Origin of the sequence: Streptomyces sp. NPDC056224, from assembly GCF_042267665.1 — a bacterium.
GTDB lineage: Bacteria > Actinomycetota > Actinomycetes > Streptomycetales > Streptomycetaceae > Streptomyces.
This window is the reverse complement of sequence record NZ_JBHJTK010000013.1, coordinates 1-20706: the sequence shown is the minus strand read 5'-3', so window position 1 is coordinate 20706 and position 20706 is coordinate 1. Positions and strand designations below refer to the sequence as shown.

Below are 20706 nucleotides of genomic sequence, written 5' to 3'. Positions count from 1 at the left end.
CTCAGTCCTCGAAGCGGGCCGCCGCCATGTACTCCGGCTGCGGGTCCAGGGCGGCGGCGAGGCGGAAGTGCTTGCGCGCCTGCTCGTGCCGCCCGGATCGCTGGTACGTACGGGCCAGTGCGAAGTGGGCGAAGGCGTTGTCCGGCTCCCGCTCCAGCACCAGCTCGAACTCCAGCTCCGCCGGGCGCAGTTGCGCGGCGGCGAAGAAGGCCCGGGCGCGCAGCAGCCGGGCCGCCGTGTTCTCGGGGTGGGCGGCTATGACGGAGTCGAGCAGCTTGACCGCGCCGCGCGGGTCGCGTGCGGCGAGCAGCTGCTCGGCGGCCCGGTAGTCGATGACGTGCGTCTCGGGGCTCGGCGGCGGGTTCGGGGAGGACGAGGAGTGCGGCGTGGTGTCGGACACGTGTGAGTTCCTTCCCTCTGCGGGCGTGTTCAACGCCCGCCCCCGCAGCCGCTATTCCGCCGCCCGGTCCCGCGCCGCCCGGGCCGTGAGCTCGGCCCACACCTTGCGCACCTGCGGCTCCAGCGCCTCCAGCGGCCCGTCGTTGTCGATCACGAGTGTCGCCACGGCGAGCCGCTGCTCCCGCGTGGCCTGCGCGGCCATCCGGGCCCGCGCCTCCTCCTCGGCCATCCCGCGCAGCGCGGTGAGCCGCGCCAGCTGCGTCTGCGGCGCCGCGTCCACCACGACCACCAGGTCGTACAGCGGCGCCAGGCCGTTCTCCGTGAGCAGCGGTACGTCGTGCACCACGATCGCGCCGGCCCCCGCGGCGGCCTCCAGCTCGGCCGACCGGGCCCCGACCAGCGGGTGCACGATCGTGTTGAGGGTCTGGAGCTTGGCCGGGTCGGCGAACACGAACGATCCGAGCTTCGGCCGGTCCAGCGCCCCCTCCTCGGTCAGCACCGACTCCCCGAAGGCCGCCACGACGGCCGCGAGCCCCGGCGTACCGGGCTCGACGACCTCCCGCGCGATCCGGTCGGCGTCCACGACGACCGCCCCGTACCCCGCCAGGAGCCGCGAGACCTCGCTCTTACCGGCACCGATTCCGCCCGTCAGGCCCACTTTCAGCATGCTCGCAGCCTAAACCCCGCCCCTGCCCGGGCCACAGGCCCCCGGCCCGGCGCGAAGCGGCAGCCCTCAGCTTTCGCCCTCGCGTTCCGCGAGGAACCGCTCGAACTCGCGGCCGATCTCGTCCGCCGACGGGATCTCCGCGGGCTCGGCCATCATGTTGCCGCGGGTCTCGGCGCCGGCCGCCGCGTCGTACTGGTGCTCCAGCCCCTGCACCAGGCTGACCAGCTCCTCGTCGCCCTCGCGGATCTGCCGGTCGATCTCCGTCTGGGTGCGGTGCGCCTCCGTACGCAGGGCGTGCGCCACGGCCGGCAGGACCAGCCCGGTCGCCGCCGTGATCGCCTCCAGCACCGTCAGCGCGGCGTCCGGATACGGGGAGCGCGCGACGTAGTGCGGTACGTGCGCGGCGACACCCAGCACGTCGTGCCCGGCCTGGGCCAGGCGGAACTCGACCAGCGACTCCGCGCTGCCCGGCACCTGCGCCTCGTCGAAGGGGCTGCGGTGGCCCGGCATGAGGTCGGTCCTGTTGCCGTGCGGGGTGATGCCGACGGGCCGGGTGTGCGGGACGCCCATGGGAATCCCGTGGAAGTTGACCGAGAGGCGGACGCCGAGGCGCTCGACGATCTGCCGGACGGCGACGCTGAAGCGCTCCCACTCCACATCCGGCTCCGGGCCGGACAGCAGCAGGAAGGGGGCTCCGGTGGCGTCCTGGACGAGCCGGACCTCCAGCCGGGGCTCCTCGAACTCGGTCCAGTGGTCGCGCTGGAAGGTCAGCAGGGGGCGGCGGGCCCGGTAGTCCACCAGCCGGTCCGCGTCGAAACGCGCCACGACCTGGTGGGGCAGGGTGTCCAGGAGTCGCTCGACGATCTGCTCGCCGGCCTCACCCGCGTCGATGTACCCCTCGAAGTGGTACAGCATGACCAGCCCGGCAGAGTCCTGGGCGAGCGCCAGGTCGGCCACCGCCAGGCCCTTGGCGTCCCATTCGTACAGACCCTGTGGATCAAGCACCGTCACCACTCCTCCCTCGTCGCGTTCCCTGCGAAGAACGTCCAAGGGGGCGCCACCATTCCCCAGTTGGCCGAAAGGATCACGGGAGACGCGGAAAGGCCCGCCCCCCGAAGGGGACGGGCCTCACCGTTCACATCAACCAGCTCGGCTCACACCGGGGTGTGATGCGCGCTGCGATCAGCTCTGGCCGCCGGCCAGCTTCTCGCGGAGCGCGGCCAGGGCCTCGTCCGACGCCAGGGCGCCGGAGGTCTCGTCCGACTCCGAGGAGTACGAACCACCCGAGATGCCCGCACCGGCGTTGCCACCGGCGGCCGGGGCGGCAGCGCCCTCGGCAGCGGCGGCCTCGTCGGCCTCGCGGCTCTTGATGACCTGAGCCTGGTGCTGCTCGAAGCGCTGCTGCGCCTCGGCGTACTGGGTCTCCCATGCCTCGCGCTGCTTGTCGAAGCCCTCGAGCCAGTCGTTGGTCTCGGGGTCGAAGCCCTCGGGGTAGATGTAGTTGCCCTGGTCGTCGTAAGACGCGGCCATGCCGTACAGGGTCGGGTCGAACTCGACCGACGCCGGGTCGGCACCGAAGGACTCGTTGGCCTGCTTCAGCGACAGCGAGATCCGGCGACGCTCGAGGTCAATGTCGATGACCTTGACGAAGATCTCGTCGTTGACCTGGACGACCTGCTCCGGGATCTCCACGTGGCGCTCGGCCAGCTCGGAGATGTGGACCAGACCCTCGATGCCCTCGTCCACGCGGACGAACGCACCGAACGGAACCAGCTTGGTGACCTTACCCGGGACGACCTGACCGATCTGGTGGGTCCGGGCGAACTGCTGCCACGGGTCCTCCTGCGTCGCCTTCAGCGACAGGGAGACACGCTCGCGGTCCATGTCCACGTCGAGAACCTCGACGGTGACCTCCTGGCCGACCTCGACGACCTCGGACGGGTGGTCGATGTGCTTCCAGGACAGCTCGGAGACGTGGACGAGACCGTCGACGCCACCCAGGTCCACGAAGGCACCGAAGTTGACGATCGAGGAAACGACGCCGGAGCGGACCTGACCCTTCTGCAGGGTGGTGAGGAACGTCTGGCGAACCTCGGACTGGGTCTGCTCGAGCCAGGCGCGGCGGGACAGGACCACGTTGTTGCGGTTCTTGTCCAGCTCGATGATCTTCGCCTCGAGCTCCTTGCCCACGTAGGGCTGGAGGTCGCGGACGCGACGCATCTCGACGAGGGAGGCCGGCAGGAAGCCGCGGAGGCCGATGTCGAGGATGAGACCACCCTTGACGACCTCGATGACGGTACCGGTGACGATGCCGTCTTCTTCCTTGATCTTCTCGATCGTGCCCCAGGCACGCTCGTACTGAGCGCGCTTCTTGGACAGGATCAGACGGCCTTCCTTGTCCTCCTTCTGGAGAACCAGGGCCTCGATCTCGTCGCCGACCTTGACGACCTCGTTCGGGTCGACGTCGTGCTTGATCGAGAGCTCACGGCTCGGGATCACGCCTTCGGTCTTGTAACCGATGTCGAGCAGGACCTCGTCCCGGTCGACCTTCACGATGACGCCGTCGACGATGTCGCCGTCGTTGAAGTACTTGATCGTCTCGTCGATCGCGGCGAGGAAGGCTTCCTCGTTACCGATGTCGTTGACCGCTACCTGCGGAGTGGTAGAGGTGGTCTCGGTGCTGCTCGTCATGTGGGAAAGGGCTCCGGTTACGGACAGAAAGTCGTAGGTACTGCTACGCCGGGAGCCCTTATCGGCATCTGCCGAAGAAGCCGGACAGCCAAGGAAGCCCTGGATCCGCCTGAGCGGGAAGGGCCTCGAGAACCGAGGGGACATCAACAGATGCAAGCGCAGCCTGCTAGGTCTGAGGAGCACAGGCTCGCAGCGCAACTTGTAGCATACGGGGGCAGCCGGACACGGTCAATGCGCGAAGGCGGACACCCCCGACGGATCGCCGCATAACCGGCACAATTCGTGGGCGGGGAGGCCGTGATGGCACGTCCCTGCCACTTCCGCGGACATCCTCGGACGTCCGCGGCCATCCGAAGACATTCGCAGACTACGACGACGGGCCCCATGAACCAAGAGGACTACGCCCCCGAAGACGCGTACGAGGCCGATTCGGGGTCCAGCCATGACTCCGACGACGCCGAGGCCACGCGGCGTGACGCCGGTGAAGCGGAGAGCAGCCGGGCGAGCCGCGGCTGGTGGGACCGCAACGCCGACGAGTACCAGAACGAGCACGGCGCCTTCCTGGGCGACGACCGCTTCGTATGGGGGCCGGAAGGCCTGGACGAGGCGCAGGCGGCCCTCCTCGGCCCCGCCGCCTCCCTCAAGGACAAGGACGTCCTGGAGATCGGCGCCGGCGCCGCCCAGTGTTCGCGCTGGCTGGCCGCCCAGGGCGCCCGCCCCGTCGCCCTCGACCTCTCCCACCGCCAGCTCCAGCACGCCCTGCGCATCGGTGACGACATTCCGCTCGTGGAGGCCGACGCCGGCCGGCTGCCCTTCCGCGACGGCTCCTTCGACCTCGCCTGCTCCGCCTACGGCGCCGTCCCCTTCGTCGCCGACCCGGTGAACGTGATGCGCGAGGTGCGCCGCGTACTGCGCCCCGGCGGCCGCTGGGTCTTCTCCGTCACCCACCCCATCCGCTGGGCCTTCCCCGACGAACCCGGTCCCGAGGGGCTCTCCGTCTCCGCCTCCTACTTCGACCGGACCCCGTACGTGGAACAGGACGAGCAGGGCCGCGCCGTGTACGTGGAGCACCACCGCACGATCGGCGACCGGGTCCGCGACGTCGTGGCGGGCGGATTCCGCCTCGTCGACCTGGTCGAGCCCGAATGGCCCGAATGGAACAGCCAGGAGTGGGGCGGCTGGTCCCCGCTGCGCGGCAACCTGATCCCGGGCACCGCGGTCTTCGTCTGTGTGAGGGACTGATCCCTTGATCCGCCAGGCCGCCCTCGACGCCCTTCCCGTACGGGAGGCCGTGCCCGCCCTCGTCTCGGCGCTGGACGTCCACGGCACCGCCGTGCTGTGCGCCCCGCCCGGCACGGGCAAGACCACGCTGGTGCCGCTGGTGCTGGCGGGGCTGGTGGGCGGCGGCCCGCGGCGCCGGGTCGTGGTCGCCGAGCCGCGACGGATCGCCGCCCGGGCGGCGGCGCGGCGGATGGCCTGGCTGCTCGGCGAGGCCGTCGGCGACTCGGTGGGCTTCACCGTGCGCGGGGAGCGGGTCGTGGGCCCGTCGGCCGTGGTGGAGGTGGTCACCACCGGAGTGCTGCTGCAGCGGCTCCAGCGGGACCAGGAGCTGGCCGGCGTGGACCTGGTGGTCCTGGACGAGTGCCACGAGAGGCACCTGGACGCCGACACGGTCGCCGCCTTCCTCCTGGACGTACGGGAAACCCTCCGTCCGGAGCTGCGCCTGGTCGCGGCTTCGGCGACGACCGACGCCGCCGGATGGGCGCGGGTACTGGGGGACGCGCCGGTGGTGGAGGCGGCCGGGGTCTCGTACCCGGTGGAGACCGTGTGGGCCCCGCCGGCCCGGCCGGTGCGGCCCCCGCACGGGATGCGGGTGGACCCGGCCCAGCTGACGCACGTGGCGTCGGTGGTGCGGCGGGCCCTCGCGGAGCGCGAGGGTGACGTCCTGTGCTTCCTGCCCGGCGTCGGGGAGATCGCCCGGGTGGCCGGGCAGCTGGGTGCGGTGGACGCCGAGGTGCTCCAGGTCCACGGGCGGGCCCCGGCGGCCGTGCAGGACGCGGCGCTGACGGCCTCGCCGCACCGCCGGGTGATCCTCGCGACGGCGGTCGCCGAGTCCAGCCTGACCGTGCCGGGTGTCCGGGTGGTGGTGGACTCCGGGCTGGCCCGCGAGCCCCGGGTGGACCATGCGCGGGGACTGGGCGCGCTGGCGACGGTACGGGCCTCCCGCGCGGCCGGGCGCCAGCGGGCGGGCCGGGCCGGGCGTGAGGCGCCGGGTGCGGTGTACCGCTGCTGGACGGAGGCGGAGGACGTCCGCCTGCCCGCGTTCCCCGCGCCGGAGATCCGCATCGCGGACCTGGCGCAGTTCGCCTTGCAGGCCGCCTGCTGGGGCGACCCGGACGCGGCGGGTCTGGCGCTGCTGGACCCGCCGCCCGCCGGGGCGATGGCCGCGGCGCGCGAGGTACTGGTCGCGGTCGGCGCCGTGGACCGGGCGGGACGGCCGACCCCGCGGGGGCTGCGGATGGCCCGGCTGGGCCTGCACCCCCGGCTGGCCCGGGCCCTGCTGGACGGCTCCTCGGCCGTCGGGGCACGCCGCGCCGCGGAGGTGGTGGCGCTGCTGAGCGAGGAGCCGCCGCGGGAGTACGGGGACGACCTGGCCGGTGCCTGGCGGCAGGCGCGGCGGGGGTCGGACCCCTACGCGTCGCGCTGGCGCGCCGAGGTCCGTCGGCTGGAGCGGGCCGCCCAGGACCCCGCGGGGCCCTCCCCCACCCCGCCCCGCGCCGACACCGGGGCGCGCGACGCCGGGCGCCGCTCCCCGGGCTCCGCCCCGGATCCGGCGGGGGCCCCGGGCGGGGCCGGGTCTCGCCGGGCGGACGGCACCGGCCGGGCTCCGGCCCCTCCGGCGTCCGAAGAGCGGGCTCCGGGGCGCGGCCCCGGCAGCGGGCCCGCGCCCGACGACGGCGCCGCCGGGCTGGTGGCCGCGCTCGCGTTCCCGGAGCGGGTGGCGAAGGCCAGGGCGGAGACGGCCTTCCTCATGGCCTCGGGCACGGCGGCCGAGCTCGGCGACGGGTCACCGCTGCGCCGCGCCCCCTGGCTCGCGGTCGCCGTCGCCGACAGGCCCCCGCACTCCGCGTCCGCGCGGATCCGGCTCGCCGCCGTCATCGACGAGGACACCGCCATGGCCGCCGCCGGGCACCTGCGCACGGCCGCCGAGGAGGTGCACTGGGAGGACGGGGACGTCGTCGCCCGCGCGGCGAGGCGGCTGGGCGCGATCGAGCTCGCGGTACGCCCGCTGCGCAGCCCCGACCCGCTCCTCGTTCGGGCCGCCCTGCTCGACGGGCTGCGCACCGAGGGCCTCGGCCTGCTGCGCTGGTCCGCGGACGCGGAAGGGCTCAGGGCCCGGCTGGGCTTCCTGCACCGGACGCTCGGCGGCGCGTGGCCCGACGTCGCGGACGACGGCGCGCTGCTGGACCGGGCCGACGACTGGCTGGAGCCGGAGTTGTCCCGCGCCCGGCGCCGCTCGGACCTCGGCCGGATCGACGCCGGGCAGGCCCTGCACCGGCTCCTGCCGTGGGCCACCGGCGAGGCCTCCCGGCTGGACGAGCTGGCTCCGGAACGACTGGAGGTCCCCAGCGGGTCCCGGATCAGGGTGGACTATTCCGCCGAGCAGCCGGTGCTGGCCGTGAAGCTCCAGGAGCTGTTCGGGCTGGCCGAGACGCCCCGGGTGGCGGGCGTGCCCGTCCTGGTGCACCTGCTGTCGCCCGCCGGACGTCCCGCCGCCGTCACCGCCGACCTCGCCTCGTTCTGGCGGGGCGGCTACCGCGCCGTCCGCGCCGAGCTCCGGGGCCGCTACCCCAAGCACCCCTGGCCGGAGGACCCGGCCACCGCGGAGCCCACCCGCCACACCAACGCCCGCCTCAGGCGCTGACCTCTTGCGCCCGCCCGCGCCGGCCGCGGGCTTCCAGCCACAGGGCCAGCCCGAGTAGCGCCGACCCGCCGGCCGCCAGGCCGATCGGCGCGTAGGTGTGCAGTGCGAGGACCTTCGTGCGGTTGGAGGCGACCAGGTCGAGGGTGTGGTCGGCGTAGTCCTCGCGCATCTTCACGTGCCCGGCGAAGGCGGTGAGCTTGCCGTCGGGGCCGCCCGCCGCGATCCCGCCGCGCATCTCCTGCTGGATCTCCTGCTCGGCGTTGACGGGCGCCCCGGTCACCGGGTCGACCCAGAACATGGCCTTCGTCGTGTACCAGAGGGTGGTGCCGGTGGCCGCCTCGATCGTCGCCGGGTCGATGCCCTCGACCGGCATCTTCTTCGGCATGGGGACCTTGGTCCACGGGACGGTCTGCTCGAAGTAGTAGACGTCCATGCCCCGGTAGGTGCGCGGGCCGACGTAGTGGATCGGCGAGGAGGTACGGGTCTGCGCGTCGAAGTACAGGTAGTCGCGCGGCTCGGTGAAGAAGGGCCACTTGAACTCGATGCCCTCGCGTGTGACGGCGTCGCCGTCGACCATCTCACCGGTGGCGTGCACCGGGTCCTGGGTGTGGGCGTCGAAAATGTAGCGCTCGGGGATCTGCGAGACCATCTTCCCGTCCGGCCCGATGATGTACGTCAGCGTGTCCCAGACGACGACGTCCTTGCCGGCGCTCGACTCGATCTCCCTCGACGCCTCCACGTTCCCCTTGAGGGTCTGGACGATGGTGACCTTGTCGACCTTCTTGGGCTGCATGCCGCCGGTGTAGTCGAGGAGCGTCGCGTCCTTCGCCTCCAGGACCACCTCCTGGTACTGGCCCGGCGGGATCTTGGCGAGGCGGGGGTACGCGTACCAGCGCAGCAGCGGCGCGAGGGCCGCGCAGAACACGGCTAGGGCCAGCAGGACAAGGCTCACTCTGCGTCGCATGGCCGGGCCCTCCTCTACTTTCCGGGCGCGGGGGGCGCGGTGGTGAGCAGGGGCTTGGGTGAGGTCTCGCCCTCGGGCACCCCGAAGGCCGTGATGGCGAACACGAGGGCCAGCGCGGCCGCGAGGCCGATGACGGCGGCGACGAATGCGCGCATGCCGGGGCTCCGAAATCTGATGAGTCGTCAGAGAGGGGGCACCGTAGCAACGCGGAGGCGAGATGAGAACCGTTCGAGCCACAGATCACCACTGGGCCGCCCGGGGGACCTCGACCCCCGCCGGCACGCCCGCCCCCGCGTTGCGCACGGCGGGGCACCCACCCCATGGAACACTGATTATCAACGGAACGTAATCAAACGATTACACAAAATGATCGGAGAAGCGATGCAGAGACGTCGACTCAAGGCCGCGGCCCTGGTTGTGCCGGTCGTGGCCGCGCTCAGTCTCGGCAACACCGCGGACGCGACCTCCCTGGCGGCCATTCCGTGCGACGTCACCGCACTCAACAACGCAATCGTCGCCGCGAACAACAACACCGGACCGCACACCATCCGGCTCGCACCCAGATGCGTCTACAACGTCCTCACTCCCGCGTCGACCGGCGGTCTCGGCCCCAACGCCCTGCCCCTGATCACGGGCACCGTCACGCTGCTGGGGAACAAGACCACCATCCGACGGGATCCCGACGCGACCGAGGGCTTCCGCATCGCGCAGATCGACGGCCCCGGCGGGCGCCTGACCGTCGAGGGTGTCACCGCGACCGGCGGCGGCTATCTCGACTACGCCGGCACCTACCTGCCCACGGACGGAGGGACGCTCATCCTCAAGCGCAGCACCGTGACCAACAGCACGGCGAACCAGGGGGGCGCCATCTTCGTGAACCAGAGCAGCACCCTTGAGATGTACGACAGCGTCGTGCGGGACAGTGCTGCCCAGCGGGGTGGTGCCATCTACAACGGGCCGGGAAGCACCACCCTGCTGCAGAAGACCAAAGTGGTGCGGAACCAGGCCACGGAGCTGGGGGGCGGCATCTTCACCGCCGGGGTCTCCATGACCATCAAGAACTCGCGCATCGAGGGCAACCGCGCCTTCCAGCAGGGCGGCGGAATCTACAACGACCGCTCTCCGCTGCACATCTCCTCGACGACCATCGCGGACAACCGCGCGGGCCAAACGGGTGGCGGCATCGCCAATGACGGCACCACCACGCTGACGGACACAAAGGTGCGGCGCAACATCGCGCTCAACGGCGGCGGCGTCTGGCAAGGAACCTCCGCCGGCACCGCCCTGACCCTCGTCAGGAGCCGGATCTTCGAGAACACGCCCAACAACTGCCGGCCCGTCGGGGCGATTTCCGGCTGCACGAACTGATCCCGACTCGATCCGCGGGCCCGGCCTGATCCACAAGACACGGCCTAGCCGCGTTGCCCCGGGGTCGGCCGGGGCACCGCCGGAGTGGAGGACGGCGACACGGTGGGCTTCGGCGTGCGTGACGAGCTTGGCGTCGGGCTGGACGTCGGGGTCGGCGTGGGGCTGGACGTCGGCGTGGGTGTGGGTGTCGGCGTGGGTGTGGGTGTCGGCGTGGGTGTGGGTGTCGGGGTCGGCCTGAGCGTAGGCGTCGGGGTCGGCGTGGGCGAAGGCGTCGGGGTCGGCGTGGGCGAAGGCTTCGGGTCCGGCGTCGGAGTGGGCGTCGGCGAAGGCGTCGGGGTGGGCTTCGGGTCCGGCGTCGGGGTGGGCGTCGGGCTCGGCTTCGGCGGGGTGGGCTTCGGGCCCGCGCCCGTGCCGGCCCGGTCCGGGATCTCGTGCGCGCCCTTCAGGTAGTACGCGAACCAGGAGCGGACCGTCCGCAGGTACTCCGTGGACCGGTTGTACGACAGCACGGCCCGGTCCAGGTCCGCGTCCGCCCTCAGGTCCCGGGTCCCCGCGCACAGGTACCGGGCGGCCGCGAGGGCCGCGTCGTGCACGTTGTTCGGGTTGCGCCGGCCGTCGCCGTCCGCGTCCTGCCCCCACGCCGCCCATGTGGAGGGGATGAACTGCATCGGCCCGACCGCCCGGTCGTAGCGGAAGTCCCCGTCGTAGGCCCCGCCGTCCGTGTCCGAGATGTTCGCGAAGCCGTTGCCGTCGAGCACGGGCCCCAGGATCGGCCGCAGTGTCGTCCCGCCCGCGTCGACCTGGCCGCCGCGCGCCTGCCCGGACTCCACCTTGCCGATCGCCGCGAGGAGTTGCCAGCGCAGTCCGCATCCGGGGTCGCTCTGCCCGACCTTCTGCTCCGCGCCCAAATACGCCGCGAGCACGCTCGCCGGTATCCCCTGCGCCCCTTCCGCGGGCCCGGTCACGGCCGACGCCGGCGCGGCCTGCGAGCCCGTAGGCGCCTGCGGCGCCGCCGGCGGACCCTCTTCCGGCAGCAGCACGGCCGGCGGCTGCGGGCTCACCAGCGGCGGGAGTTCGGTGAGGTAGGTGGAGTCGCCACCCGCCGTGTCCGCGGCCGGCGACGGCTGTGCGCCGTTCTCCCCGGTGGCGGAGAGCCGGTCGCCGCTCCCGCCCGCCGGGCCCTGGGACGCGGTCACCGCGGCGATCACCAGAGCGGACACCAGGGCGGCTGTCGTACCCCTGCGCAGCCTGCGTCCGATTATTCGAGCCGACATGAGCCGGACCCCTCCCCCTCGACGTCCGCGTGACCCTACGTCAACTCACTGCACACAGCACGCAAGGTCGCCCGGAATTCACCACATCCCCACGTCCCCAGGCAGGTCACGCATACTGTCTGGACCCTTCGGGAGCAATGGCCCGAAGTAGGGAACGTCCACGGGAACACCGAGGAGAGGCGCCATGCCGTTCACTCTCAGCCACGCGGCCGCCGTACTTCCGGCCATCCGCCGGACCGGGCGTGCGCGGGGCCCCCTCGTCGCCTCGGCGCTCGTCCTCGGGTCGTTCGCGCCCGACACCTTCTACTTCACGGACGCGGTCGTCGAGGGCGCCATGGCGTACGGGAGCTTCACGCACTCGCTGCCCGGGATCTTCACCCTGGACGCCGTACTGACGGCCGTCCTGGTGGCCTTCTGGCTGCTGCTGCGCGAGCCGCTGATCGCGCTCCTGCCACGCAACCGGCGCGGCAGGGTGCACGCCTTCGTACGGGGCGAGGAGTGGCGCGAGCGTCCCCGGCCGGCCGCGCTCCTCGCCTGGTTCTACGTCTCGGCGGTCGTCGGCTCCCTCACGCACGTGGTGTGGGACAGCTTCACGCACATGGACCGCTGGGGGACGAACGCGCTGCCCTGGCTCGGCGAGCCGATCGCCTTCGGCTTCCCGCCCTACACCTTCCTCCAGTACGGCACTTCGGCCGCGTCGGCGTGCCTGCTGCTGTGGTTCACGACGACCGCCCTGCGCCGGCTCCCCGCCTCCGCCGTCCCGGCATCGGTGCCCGTGCTATCCCGCGCGGAGTTCCTGGGTGCGCTCGCCCTGCTGGTGGTGTGCGTGGGCGTCGCCGTCACCGTGCGCATCATCCGCTTCTTCACCTTCTTCGACCGGATCCGTACGCCGCTCGACATCATCCCGACCATCTGCTTCGGCACGGGCGGCGGCCTGGCCGTGGCCCTGCTGGTCTACGGGATCCTCGTACGGCTGAGGCACCGCCACGACCGGACCGGGCGCCCCGCGGACGAGGAAACGCGAACGCCCGTCCCCACCGCCTGAGCGACGGGGACGGGCGCCGGACCTGCCGTACGGGCGTCAGTGCGCGGCGGACTCCCAGTCCGGGCCGACGCCCACCGACACGTCCAGCGCGGCCCGCAGCTCGACGGCGGCGCCCATCTCGCGGCGCACCAGCTCCTCCACCTCCTTGCGCTCGCCCGGGGCGATCTCCAGCACGATTTCGTCGTGGACCTGGAGCAGCATCCGCGACTTCAGGCCGGCCGCCACGATCGCCTTGTCCACGCGCAGCATCGCGACCTTGACGATGTCGGCCGCGGTGCCCTGGATCGGGGCGTTGAGCGCCATCCGCTCGGCGGCCTCGCGCCGCTGGCGGTTGTCGCTGTTGAGGTCCGGCAGGTACCGGCGGCGCCCGAAGACCGTCGCCGTGTAGCCCGTGGCCCGGGCCTCGTCCACCACGCGGCCCAGATAGTCCCGGACCCCGCCGAACCGCTCGAAGAAGGTGTCCATCAGGCCGCGCGCCTCGGCGGGCTCGATGTTCAACTGCTGGGCGAGACCGAACGCGGAGAGCCCGTACGCGAGGCCGTACGACATCGCCTTGATCTTGCGGCGCATCTCGGCGTCGACCTGGGACCGCTCCACGCCGAACACCTGGGAGGCGACGGTGGTGTGCAGGTCCTCGCCGGTCGCGAAGGCCTCGATCAGGCCCTCGTCCTCGGAGAGGTGGGCCATCACGCGCAGCTCGATCTGGCTGTAGTCGGCGGTCATGAGGGACTCGAAGCCCTCGCCGACGACGAAGCCGCGGCGGATCGCGCGGCCCTCGTCGGTGCGCACCGGCACGTTCTGCAGGTTGGGGTCGGTGGAGGACAGGCGTCCGGTCGCGGCGACGGTCTGGCTGAAGCTGGTGTGCACCCGCCCGTCGGCGGCGATGGTCTTGACCAGGCCCTCGACGGTGACGCGCAGCTTGGCCTGCTCCCGGTGCCGCAGCATGATCACCGGCAGCTCGTGGTCGGTCTGCGTGGCCAGCCAGGCCAGCGCGTCCGCGTCCGTGGTGTAGCCGGTCTTGGTCTTCTTCGTCTTCGGCAGGTCCAGCTCGCCGAAGAAGACCTCCTGGAGCTGCTTGGGCGAGCCGAGGTTGAACTCGTGGCCGACCGCCGCGTGCGCCTCCTTCACCGCCTGCTGCACCGCTCCGGCGAACTGCTGCTCCATGGCCTCCAGGTGGTCGCGGTCGGCGGCGATGCCGGACCGCTCCATCCGGGCGAGCAGCTCGGAGGTGGGCAGCTCCATGTCGTGGAGCAGCTCGGCCGCGCCGACCTCGGCGAGCTTGCCGGTGAAGGCCTCGCCCAGGTCCAGGACGGCGCGGGCCTGCGCCATCAGCGCCTCCGCCTCGGCGGTCTCGTCGGCGCCGAAGGCCAGCTGGCCGTCGGCGGCGGCCGGCGCGAGCTCCCGGTGCAGATACTCGTTGGACAGTACGTCCAGGGCGAAGGACCGACGGCCCGGCTTGACCAGGTAGGCGGCCAGCGCGGTGTCCATGGTGACGCCCGCGAGGCTCCAGCCGTGCTCGGGGAAGACCCGCATCAGGCCCTTGGCGTTGTGCACGACCTTCGGCTTCGCCGGGTCGGCCGCCCAGGCCGCGAAGGCCCGCTCGTCGGCCTCGTCCAGCTCGGACGGCTCGAACCAGGCGGCCGCACCCGCGGCCGAGGCCAGCGCGATCTCGCTGATGTTGCCCTGGCCCAGCGCCCAGCTGTCGACGGTGGACACGCCCAGGGGCCCGCCCGCGTGGGCTTCGAGCCACGGCGCGAGCTCGCCCGCGCCCAGCACCGAGCCGTCCAGCTCCACACCCGCCGCCGCCGGAACCGGGGCCGCTTCCTCGGCCGCTCCCGGGTCCACCGCCAGCAGCCGCTCGCGCAGCGAGGCGTTGCGGATCTCCAGCACGTCCAGCACCCCGGTCACGGCGGACCGGTCGTACGGGACGCGGGCCAGGTCGGCGGGGGCGCTGGACAGCTCCACGTCCTTGACCATCTCGGTCAGGACGCGGTTGAGCTTGACGGCCTCCAGGTGGTCCCGGAAGTTCTGCCCGGCCTTGCCCTTGACCTCCTCGGCGCGCTCCACGAGCTCCGCGAACGAACCGAACTGGGTGATCCACTTGGCGGCGGTCTTCTCACCGACGCCCGGGATGCCCGGCAGGTTGTCGGACGGGTCACCGCGCAGCGCCGCGAAGTCCGGGTACTGCTGGGGGGTGAGTCCGTACTTCTCCTCCACCTTCTGCGGGGTGAACCGGGTCAGCTCGGAGACGCCCTTGGTCGGGTACAGCACGGTGGTGCGCTCGGAGACGAGCTGGAAGGAGTCGCGGTCGCCGGTGACGATCAGCACGTCGAAGCCGGCCGCCTCCGCCTGCGTCGCCAGCGTCGCGATCACGTCGTCGGCCTCGAAGCCGTCGACCGCGAACCGCGGCACGTGCATCGCGTCGAGAAGCTCACCGATCAGCTCGACCTGCCCCTTGAACTCGTCGGGGGTCTTGGAGCGGTTCGCCTTGTACTCGGGGAACTCCGTCGAGCGCCACGTCTTGCGGGACACGTCGAACGCCACCGCGAAGTGCGTGGGCGCCTCGTCGCGCAACGTGTTCGCCAGCATCGACGCGAAGCCGTAGATGGCGTTCGTCGGCTGGCCGGTCGCGGTCGTGAAGTTCTCCGCGGGCAGCGCGAAGAACGCCCGGTACGCCAGGGAGTGCCCGTCCATGAGCATCAGGCGGGGGCGGTCCGCTGCGGTCGTCTGGTCGGTCTTCTGCGATGCGTTCTCTGCCACGCCCCCGATCCTAGGCGGCCCCGCCGACAATGACGGCGTCGGCGATGTCCGCAGGGCGTGACAGGATCGGACGTGTACGCGAATACGCGCAGCGGCCGACGCTGCGATGCTCGACTGCTCAAAGGGGAGCGACATGGCCACCAAGCCGCCCGCAGGTGATCCCGTACAGGACGCGCCGCAGGTAGCGCCCCCCCAGCATGCCGCCGCCGGCCTGCCCGCGATCGGGCACACCCTGCGGATCGCGCAGCAGCAGATGGGCGTCGTCCGCACCGCGCGCACCCTGCTCAAGGTCAATCAGAAGGACGGCTTCGACTGCCCGGGCTGCGCCTGGCCCGAGGGCGACAAGCGGCACACCGCCGAGTTCTGCGAGAACGGCGCCAAGGCGGTCGCCGAGGAGGCCACGCTGCGCCGGGTCACCCCGGACTTCTTCGCCGCGCACCCGCTGGCCGACCTCGCCGGCCGCTCCGGGTACTGGCTGGGCCAGCAGGGCCGGATCACCGAGCCGATGTACCTGCCCGAGGGCGCCGACCGGTACGAGGCCGTCCCCTGGGAGCGGGCCTTCGAGATCATCGCCGAGGAGCTGACGGCCCTCGACTCCCCCGACGAGGCCCTCTTCTACACCTCGGGCCGCACCAGCAACGAGGCCGCGTTCCTCTTCCAGCTGTTCGCCCGCGAGTTCGGCACCAACAACCTGCCCGACTGCTCCAACATGTGCCACGAGTCCTCGGGCTCCGCACTGAACGAGACCATCGGCATCGGCAAGGGCAGCGTCTCCCTCGAAGACCTCCACCAGGCCGAACTGATCATCGTCGCCGGGCAGAACCCGGGCACCAACCACCCGCGCATGCTCTCCGCCCTGGAGAAGGCCAAGGCCGCGGGCGCGAAGATCATCTCGGTGAATCCGCTGCCCGAGGCCGGCCTGGAACGCTTCAAGAACCCGCAGACCCCGATCGGCATGCTCAAGGGCACCGCCCTGAACGACCTCTTCCTGCAGATCCGCATCGGCGGCGACCAAGCCCTCTTCCGCCTCCTCAACAAACTCGTCATCGAGACCGAGGGCGCCACCGACGAGGCCTTCATCCGCGAGCACACCCACGGCTACGAGGAGCTCGCCGCCGCCGCGAAGGACGCCGACTGGGCCGAGACCCTCACCGCCACCGGCCTGACCCGCCCCGAGATCGAGCGGGCGCTGGCCATGATCCTGGCCTCGAAGCGCACCATCGTCTGCTGGGCCATGGGCCTCACCCAGCACAAGCACGCAGTCGCCACCATCCGCGAGGTCGTCAACCTCCTCCTGCTGCGCGGCGACATCGGCCGCCCCGGCGCGGGCGTCTGCCCCGTCCGCGGCCACTCCAACGTCCAGGGCGACCGCACCATGGGCATCTTCGAGCGCCCCGCGCCCGCCTTCCTCGACGCCCTCGACCGCGAATTCCGGATCACCTCGCCGCGCGGACACGGCTACGACGTGGTCCGCTCCATCGAGGCCCTGCGCGACGGCCGGGCCAAGGTCCTCTTCGCCATGGGCGGCAACTTCGTCGGCGCCACCCCCGACACCGACGTCACCGAGGCCGCGATCCGCCGCGCCTCCCTGACCGTGCACGTCTCCACCAAGCTCAACCGCTCCCACGCGGTCACCGGCCGGCGCGCCCTGATCCTGCCCACCCTCGGCCGCACCGACAAGGACGTACAGGCCGCCGGCAAGCAGTTCGTCACCGTCGAGGACTCCATGGGCATGGTCCACGCCTCCCGCGGCAACCTGCCCCCGGCTTCCCCGCACCTGCTCTCCGAGCCCGCGATCGTGGCCCGCATGGCCCGCGCGGTCCTCGGCCCGGCCTCCGCCACCCCGTGGGAGGAGTTCGAGCGGGACTACGCGGCCATCCGCGACCGGATCTCCCGCGTGATCCCCGGCTTCGAGGACTTCAACGCCCGCGCGGCCCGCCCCGAGGGCTTCCGGCTCCCGCACGCCCCGCGCGACGAGCGCCGCTTCCCCACCAATACCGGCAAGGCCAATTTCACCGCCGCGCCCGTCGAGTACCCGAAGGTCCCCGAAGGCCGGCTGCTGCTCCAGACCCTGCGCAGCCACGACCAGTACAACACCACCATCTACGGCCTCGACGACCGCTACCGCGGGATCACCGGCGGCCGCCGCGTCGTCATGGTCAACCCCGAGGACGCCGAGGAGCTCGGGCTCGCGGACGGCTCCTACACGGACCTGGTCAGCGAGTGGAGGGACGGCGTCGAGCGGCGCGCGCCCGGCTTCCGCGTCGTGCACTACCCGACCGCCCGGGGCTGCGCGGCCGCGTACTACCCCGAGACCAACGTGCTGGTGCCGCTCGACTCCACCGCGGACACCAGCAATACCCCGGCGAGCAAGTCCGTCGTCATCCGCTTCGAACCGGCCTGATAGAACGACCTCAGGACAAGCAGGTTAACGAGCGTTGACGAACGGAGCCGGCCCATGGGCGAGCAGCACGCAGTGAAGTTCCCGCAGGACGTCCTCGACGAGTACGCGGCCCTGGGCATCGACCTGCCCGCGCTGTTCTCGGCGGGCGACCTCGGCGAGCGGATGGACATCCGCATCCTGGAGGCCTCCGCGGAGCGGGTCGTCGGCACCATGCCGGTCAAGGGCAACACCCAGCCGTACGGCCTGCTGCACGGCGGCGCCTCCGCCGTGCTGGCCGAGACCCTCGGCTCCATCGGCGCGATGATGCACGGCGGCATCAGCAAGATCGCCGTCGGCGTGGACCTGAACTGCACCCACCACCGGGGCGTCCGCTCCGGCACGGTCACCGGCGTCGCCACCCCCGTGCACCGCGGCCGCTCCACCACCACCTTCGACATCGCGATCAGCGACGAGCAGGACCGGAGGGTGTGCAGCGCCCGCCTGACCTGCCTGCTGCGCGACGCCGCCCCGGCCGACGAGGCCTCCGCCGGAGCCTGATCCCCCGGGACACGGGCAGCACGCCCCGTCCCTACAGCACCCCACCCGGGGCGGCGGCGGCACACCCGGTCCCTGCCGCCACCCGGGACAGCGGCAGCACGCCCGGTCCCTGCCGCCACCCGGGACAGGGCAGCGCGCCCGCACACGGGCACCACCAGCAGGCCCGGACCCCGCCCCGCGCGCGGCAGGTCCGGGCCTGCCCCCATCGGGCCCCGACCCGACCGGAATCCGCCAGTCCGCGCCCGTTGCGGCCGCCGCTGTTGTGTCACCGATGGTGACCGCCTACCTTCCCCTCATGGGGACCCAGCCACGCTCCACGGTCCGGTACGCCGCCTCCACCCTGCTCGCGGCGCTCGCCCTGACCGGATGCTCGCCTTCCGCCCCACCCCCCGCGGCCGGCACCGAGACCCCGGCGTCCAGCCCTTCCTCCCCCGCACAGATCTGCACCAGCCTCGTGTCCTACTGGGCGAACGAGACCCTCCTGGGCACCAAGTGGTCCGGTCTGGACTGGGAGCAGAAGGGGTTGTCCAACGACCAGTACGCGATCCACGAGGAAGCCGTGGCCGCAGGCCGCGCCGAGGAGCGAACTGCCGGGCGGGACAAGGCACTTGAGCTGATCGACCGGCTCGTCGCCCAGCGGTGCGCCGAGCAGGGCGGCGCGACGTGGAGCTCGGAGAACTGGCGCCCCCCGACGTGAGCCAGGTCACCGCATTCCCGAGCGCGCTGTCCGCCTTCCGGGCACTCGGCACCGCAGGGACGAACCGCAGGTGAGGGGCACATTCACCCCGAGAGCAAGATCCGTCCGAGCGATGTGGACCATCCCCGCGCACCCTCGCGCATCACTCTGCGTAATGGTCACGTCGTATGTAATCCCGCCTTTTCCCCTGGGAATGACCACCCGGTGAATTCTTCCGGACACACGCAGCCACATTTGGCGGGATTTGATCTAAGACAGGTGCATGGAGGCCTCAAGCCCCTTAGGGGAACAGGTAATTCTCACGATGCGGACATTCCCAGGTGTCGCAAAACGTCCGTTTTGTCCACACTCCCACCACGCATTCTTGGCCTTGGCATAACAAGAGCGTCACATCCTCCTTTCTCCGCTCCCCGTGTTCACCACCTCGGGCCTAGAGTCACGGCCAGTCACCGCGCCGCTGGGCGCGACCAGCACGGCCGCTGTACATCCCAGTGCGGCCCGGCGACCGAACGGCACCTCACAGAGGGAGCCGCGCCAGGGAAAGGAAGAATCGTGCGACACCGTTCTTTGCTCGTCCTCACCACCGTGATCACCACGGGAGCACTGACCCTCACCGCCTGCGGATCGCGCGACGAGGCGAAGTCCGGGGACAAGACCGACGGCAAGAAGACCGTCGTCGTCATCGGCGTGGACGCCCCCCTCACCGGCTCGCTTTCCGCTCTCGGCCAGGGCATCAAGAACTCGGTCGACCTCGCGGCCAAGACGGCCAACAAGAACAACGAGGTCCCCGGCATCGAGTTCAAGGTCGAGGCCCTCGACGACCAGGCGGTCCCCGCCTCCGGTCAGGCCAACGCCACCAAGCTCGTCGGCAACAAGGACGTCGTCGGCGTCGTCGGCCCCCTGAACTCCGGCGTCGCCCAGCAGATGCAGGGCGTCTTCGCCTCCGCCAAGCTGGCGCAGGTCTCGCCCGCCAACACCAACCCCTCGCTCAGCCAGGGCGACAACTGGGGCAAGGGCGAGTTCAAGCGCCCCTTCGACACCTACTTCCGCACCGCCGCCACCGACGTGGTCCAGGGCAAGTTCGCCGCCCAGTACCTCTTCAAGGACGCCGGCAAGAAGAAGGTCTTCGTCGTCGACGACAAGCAGACCTACGGCGCCGGCCTGGCCGCGATCTTCTCCGACGAGTTCAAGAAGCTCGGCGGCGAGGTCGTCGGCACCGACCACGTCACCGTGAAGGAGACCGACTTCTCCTCCACCGCCGACAAGGTCAAGACCTCCGGTGCCGACTCCGTCTACTTCGGCGGCCAGTACCCCGAGGGCGGCCTGCTCGCCGACCAGATCAAGAAGACCGGCGCCAACATCCCGCTCATGGGCGGCGACGGCATCCAGGACCCCGCCTTCATCACCGCCTCCGGCGAGGCCAACGAGGGCGACCTCTCCACCTCCATCGGCTACCCGGTCGAGAAGCTCCCCACCGCCAAGACCTTCATCGCCGACTACCAGGCAGCCGGCTACAAGGACCCCTACGCGGCCTACGGCGGCTACTCCTACGACGCCGGCTGGTCCGTCATCCAGGCCGTCAAGGCCGTCGTCGCCGCCAACAGCGGCAAGCTGCCCACCGACGCCCGCGCCAAGGTCGTCGAGGCTCTCGGCAAGGTCTCCTTCGAGGGTGTGACCGGCAAGGTCGCCTTCGACCAGTACGGCGACACCACCAACAAGCAGCTCACGGTCTACAAGGTCGAGGGCGGCAAGTGGATCGACGTCAAGAGCGACACCTTCAACCAGTAACCACCACGTCCCGCCAGCCGGGACTCCCGGGCCGGTCCGCCCAGACGGCCTGACCCCTCAAAAAGAACCAGCCGCGGGGGGGGGGGGGGGCCCCCCCCCCCCCCCGGGGGGGGGGCCCCCCCGGGGGGGGGGGGGGGGGGGTTGAGAAAAAAAAGCGGCGGCCGGCGGATTGTGGGGGGTGTGGGTG

Annotated in this window: 16 protein-coding genes; 8 read left to right on the top strand and 8 right to left on the bottom strand. The window is 71.7% G+C overall.

The window, feature by feature from the left end:
• Position 1: 1 nt before the first annotated feature.
• From ACFCZ1_RS17770 to rpsA, 4 genes are all read right to left on the bottom strand, one after another.
• Positions 2–400: a tetratricopeptide repeat protein gene (locus ACFCZ1_RS17770; protein ID WP_376679201.1), complete on the bottom strand. Its 399-nt coding sequence runs from the start codon at positions 398–400 to the stop codon at positions 2–4.
• Between the two features lie 51 nt (positions 401–451).
• On the bottom strand, positions 452–1066 hold the full coding sequence (gene coaE / locus ACFCZ1_RS17765; protein ID WP_376679200.1) for a dephospho-CoA kinase: 615 nt from the start codon (positions 1064–1066) through the stop codon (positions 452–454).
• A 66-nt stretch (positions 1067–1132) separates the two neighbouring features.
• Complete coding sequence (locus tag ACFCZ1_RS17760) at positions 1133–2071, bottom strand: PAC2 family protein (RefSeq protein ID WP_328925119.1); 939 nt, start codon at positions 2069–2071, stop codon at positions 1133–1135.
• A gap of 177 nt (positions 2072–2248) precedes the next feature.
• Positions 2249–3757, bottom strand: coding sequence for a 30S ribosomal protein S1 (gene rpsA, locus ACFCZ1_RS17755; RefSeq protein WP_030010959.1), 1509 nt, complete (start codon positions 3755–3757; stop codon positions 2249–2251).
• Positions 3758–4141: 384 nt separating this feature from the next.
• On the opposite strand from rpsA, the gene ACFCZ1_RS17750 reads away from it, so the two are divergent.
• Positions 4142–4999, top strand: a complete 858-nt coding sequence (locus ACFCZ1_RS17750; RefSeq protein WP_376679199.1) for a class I SAM-dependent methyltransferase — start codon at positions 4142–4144, stop codon at positions 4997–4999.
• A gap of 4 nt (positions 5000–5003) precedes the next feature.
• Positions 5004–7682 (top strand): ATP-dependent RNA helicase, encoded by a 2679-nt coding sequence (locus ACFCZ1_RS17745; protein WP_376679198.1) that lies wholly within the window; start codon positions 5004–5006, stop codon positions 7680–7682.
• On the opposite strand, the gene ACFCZ1_RS17740 is transcribed toward ACFCZ1_RS17745, so the two are convergent.
• Both ACFCZ1_RS17740 and ACFCZ1_RS17735 read right to left on the bottom strand, forming a co-directional pair.
• The gene (locus ACFCZ1_RS17740) at positions 7672–8646 is read right to left on the bottom strand and encodes a DUF3068 domain-containing protein (protein ID WP_376679197.1); all 975 of its coding nucleotides are present in this window, start codon (positions 8644–8646) and stop codon (positions 7672–7674) included. The two genes, ACFCZ1_RS17745 and ACFCZ1_RS17740, sit on opposite strands and share 11 nt — an antisense overlap.
• Positions 8647–8660: 14 nt before the next feature.
• A complete protein-coding gene (locus ACFCZ1_RS17735) occupies positions 8661–8801 on the bottom strand; it encodes an SPW_0924 family protein (RefSeq protein ID WP_106971437.1) in 141 nt (46 codons plus the stop codon).
• A 226-nt stretch (positions 8802–9027) separates the two neighbouring features.
• Here ACFCZ1_RS17735 and ACFCZ1_RS17730 point away from each other — a divergent pair, with 226 nt between their 5' ends.
• Positions 9028–10014: a hypothetical protein gene (locus ACFCZ1_RS17730; RefSeq protein ID WP_376679196.1), complete on the top strand. Its 987-nt coding sequence runs from the start codon at positions 9028–9030 to the stop codon at positions 10012–10014.
• Between the two features lie 44 nt (positions 10015–10058).
• Here the strand turns inward: ACFCZ1_RS17730 and ACFCZ1_RS17725 are convergent, their stop codons facing one another.
• Positions 10059–11288 carry a lytic murein transglycosylase gene (locus ACFCZ1_RS17725; RefSeq protein ID WP_376679195.1) on the bottom strand — a complete coding sequence of 410 codons (1230 nt, stop codon included), beginning with the start codon at positions 11286–11288 and terminating at the stop codon, positions 10059–10061.
• 184 nt (positions 11289–11472) lie between these two features.
• Between ACFCZ1_RS17725 and ACFCZ1_RS17720 the strand changes: the two genes are divergently transcribed.
• Positions 11473–12333 carry a DUF4184 family protein gene (locus tag ACFCZ1_RS17720; protein WP_376679194.1) on the top strand — a complete coding sequence of 287 codons (861 nt, stop codon included), beginning with the start codon at positions 11473–11475 and terminating at the stop codon, positions 12331–12333.
• Positions 12334–12369: 36 nt separating this feature from the next.
• On the opposite strand, the gene polA is transcribed toward ACFCZ1_RS17720, so the two are convergent.
• A complete protein-coding gene (gene polA, locus ACFCZ1_RS17715; protein WP_376679193.1) occupies positions 12370–15093 on the bottom strand; it encodes a DNA polymerase I in 2724 nt (907 codons plus the stop codon).
• A gap of 133 nt (positions 15094–15226) precedes the next feature.
• Here polA and ACFCZ1_RS17710 point away from each other — a divergent pair, with 133 nt between their 5' ends.
• The 4 genes from ACFCZ1_RS17710 (at position 15227) to ACFCZ1_RS17695 (ending at position 20519) form a co-directional block, all read left to right on the top strand.
• A complete protein-coding gene (locus ACFCZ1_RS17710; RefSeq protein WP_376679192.1) occupies positions 15227–17497 on the top strand; it encodes an FdhF/YdeP family oxidoreductase in 2271 nt (756 codons plus the stop codon).
• 54 nt (positions 17498–17551) lie between these two features.
• On the top strand, positions 17552–18034 hold the full coding sequence (locus ACFCZ1_RS17705; RefSeq protein ID WP_376679191.1) for a PaaI family thioesterase: 483 nt from the start codon (positions 17552–17554) through the stop codon (positions 18032–18034).
• A 295-nt stretch (positions 18035–18329) separates the two neighbouring features.
• Complete coding sequence (locus ACFCZ1_RS17700) at positions 18330–18731, top strand: hypothetical protein (protein ID WP_376679190.1); 402 nt, start codon at positions 18330–18332, stop codon at positions 18729–18731.
• A gap of 552 nt (positions 18732–19283) precedes the next feature.
• Positions 19284–20519: a branched-chain amino acid ABC transporter substrate-binding protein gene (locus ACFCZ1_RS17695; RefSeq protein ID WP_376679189.1), complete on the top strand. Its 1236-nt coding sequence runs from the start codon at positions 19284–19286 to the stop codon at positions 20517–20519.
• Positions 20520–20706 lie beyond the last annotated feature (187 nt).

Bases quoted from the DNA above. Each gene is read 5' to 3' on its own strand.
- ACFCZ1_RS17730 (WP_376679196.1), top strand. From the start codon at position 9,028: ATGCAGAGACGTCGACTCAAGGCCGCGGCCCTGGTTGTGCCGGTCGTG.
- ACFCZ1_RS17700 (WP_376679190.1), top strand. From the start codon at position 18,330: ATGGGGACCCAGCCACGCTCCACGGTCCGGTACGCCGCCTCCACCCTG.
- ACFCZ1_RS17710 (WP_376679192.1), top strand. From the start codon at position 15,227: ATGGCCACCAAGCCGCCCGCAGGTGATCCCGTACAGGACGCGCCGCAG.
- rpsA (WP_030010959.1), bottom strand. From the start codon at position 3,757: ATGACGAGCAGCACCGAGACCACCTCTACCACTCCGCAGGTAGCGGTC.
- ACFCZ1_RS17725 (WP_376679195.1), bottom strand. From the start codon at position 11,288: ATGTCGGCTCGAATAATCGGACGCAGGCTGCGCAGGGGTACGACAGCC.
- ACFCZ1_RS17740 (WP_376679197.1), bottom strand. From the start codon at position 8,646: ATGCGACGCAGAGTGAGCCTTGTCCTGCTGGCCCTAGCCGTGTTCTGC.
- ACFCZ1_RS17735 (WP_106971437.1), bottom strand. From the start codon at position 8,801: ATGCGCGCATTCGTCGCCGCCGTCATCGGCCTCGCGGCCGCGCTGGCC.
- ACFCZ1_RS17705 (WP_376679191.1), top strand. From the start codon at position 17,552: ATGGGCGAGCAGCACGCAGTGAAGTTCCCGCAGGACGTCCTCGACGAG.
- ACFCZ1_RS17750 (WP_376679199.1), top strand. From the start codon at position 4,142: ATGAACCAAGAGGACTACGCCCCCGAAGACGCGTACGAGGCCGATTCG.
- ACFCZ1_RS17720 (WP_376679194.1), top strand. From the start codon at position 11,473: ATGCCGTTCACTCTCAGCCACGCGGCCGCCGTACTTCCGGCCATCCGC.
- coaE (WP_376679200.1), bottom strand. From the start codon at position 1,066: ATGCTGAAAGTGGGCCTGACGGGCGGAATCGGTGCCGGTAAGAGCGAG.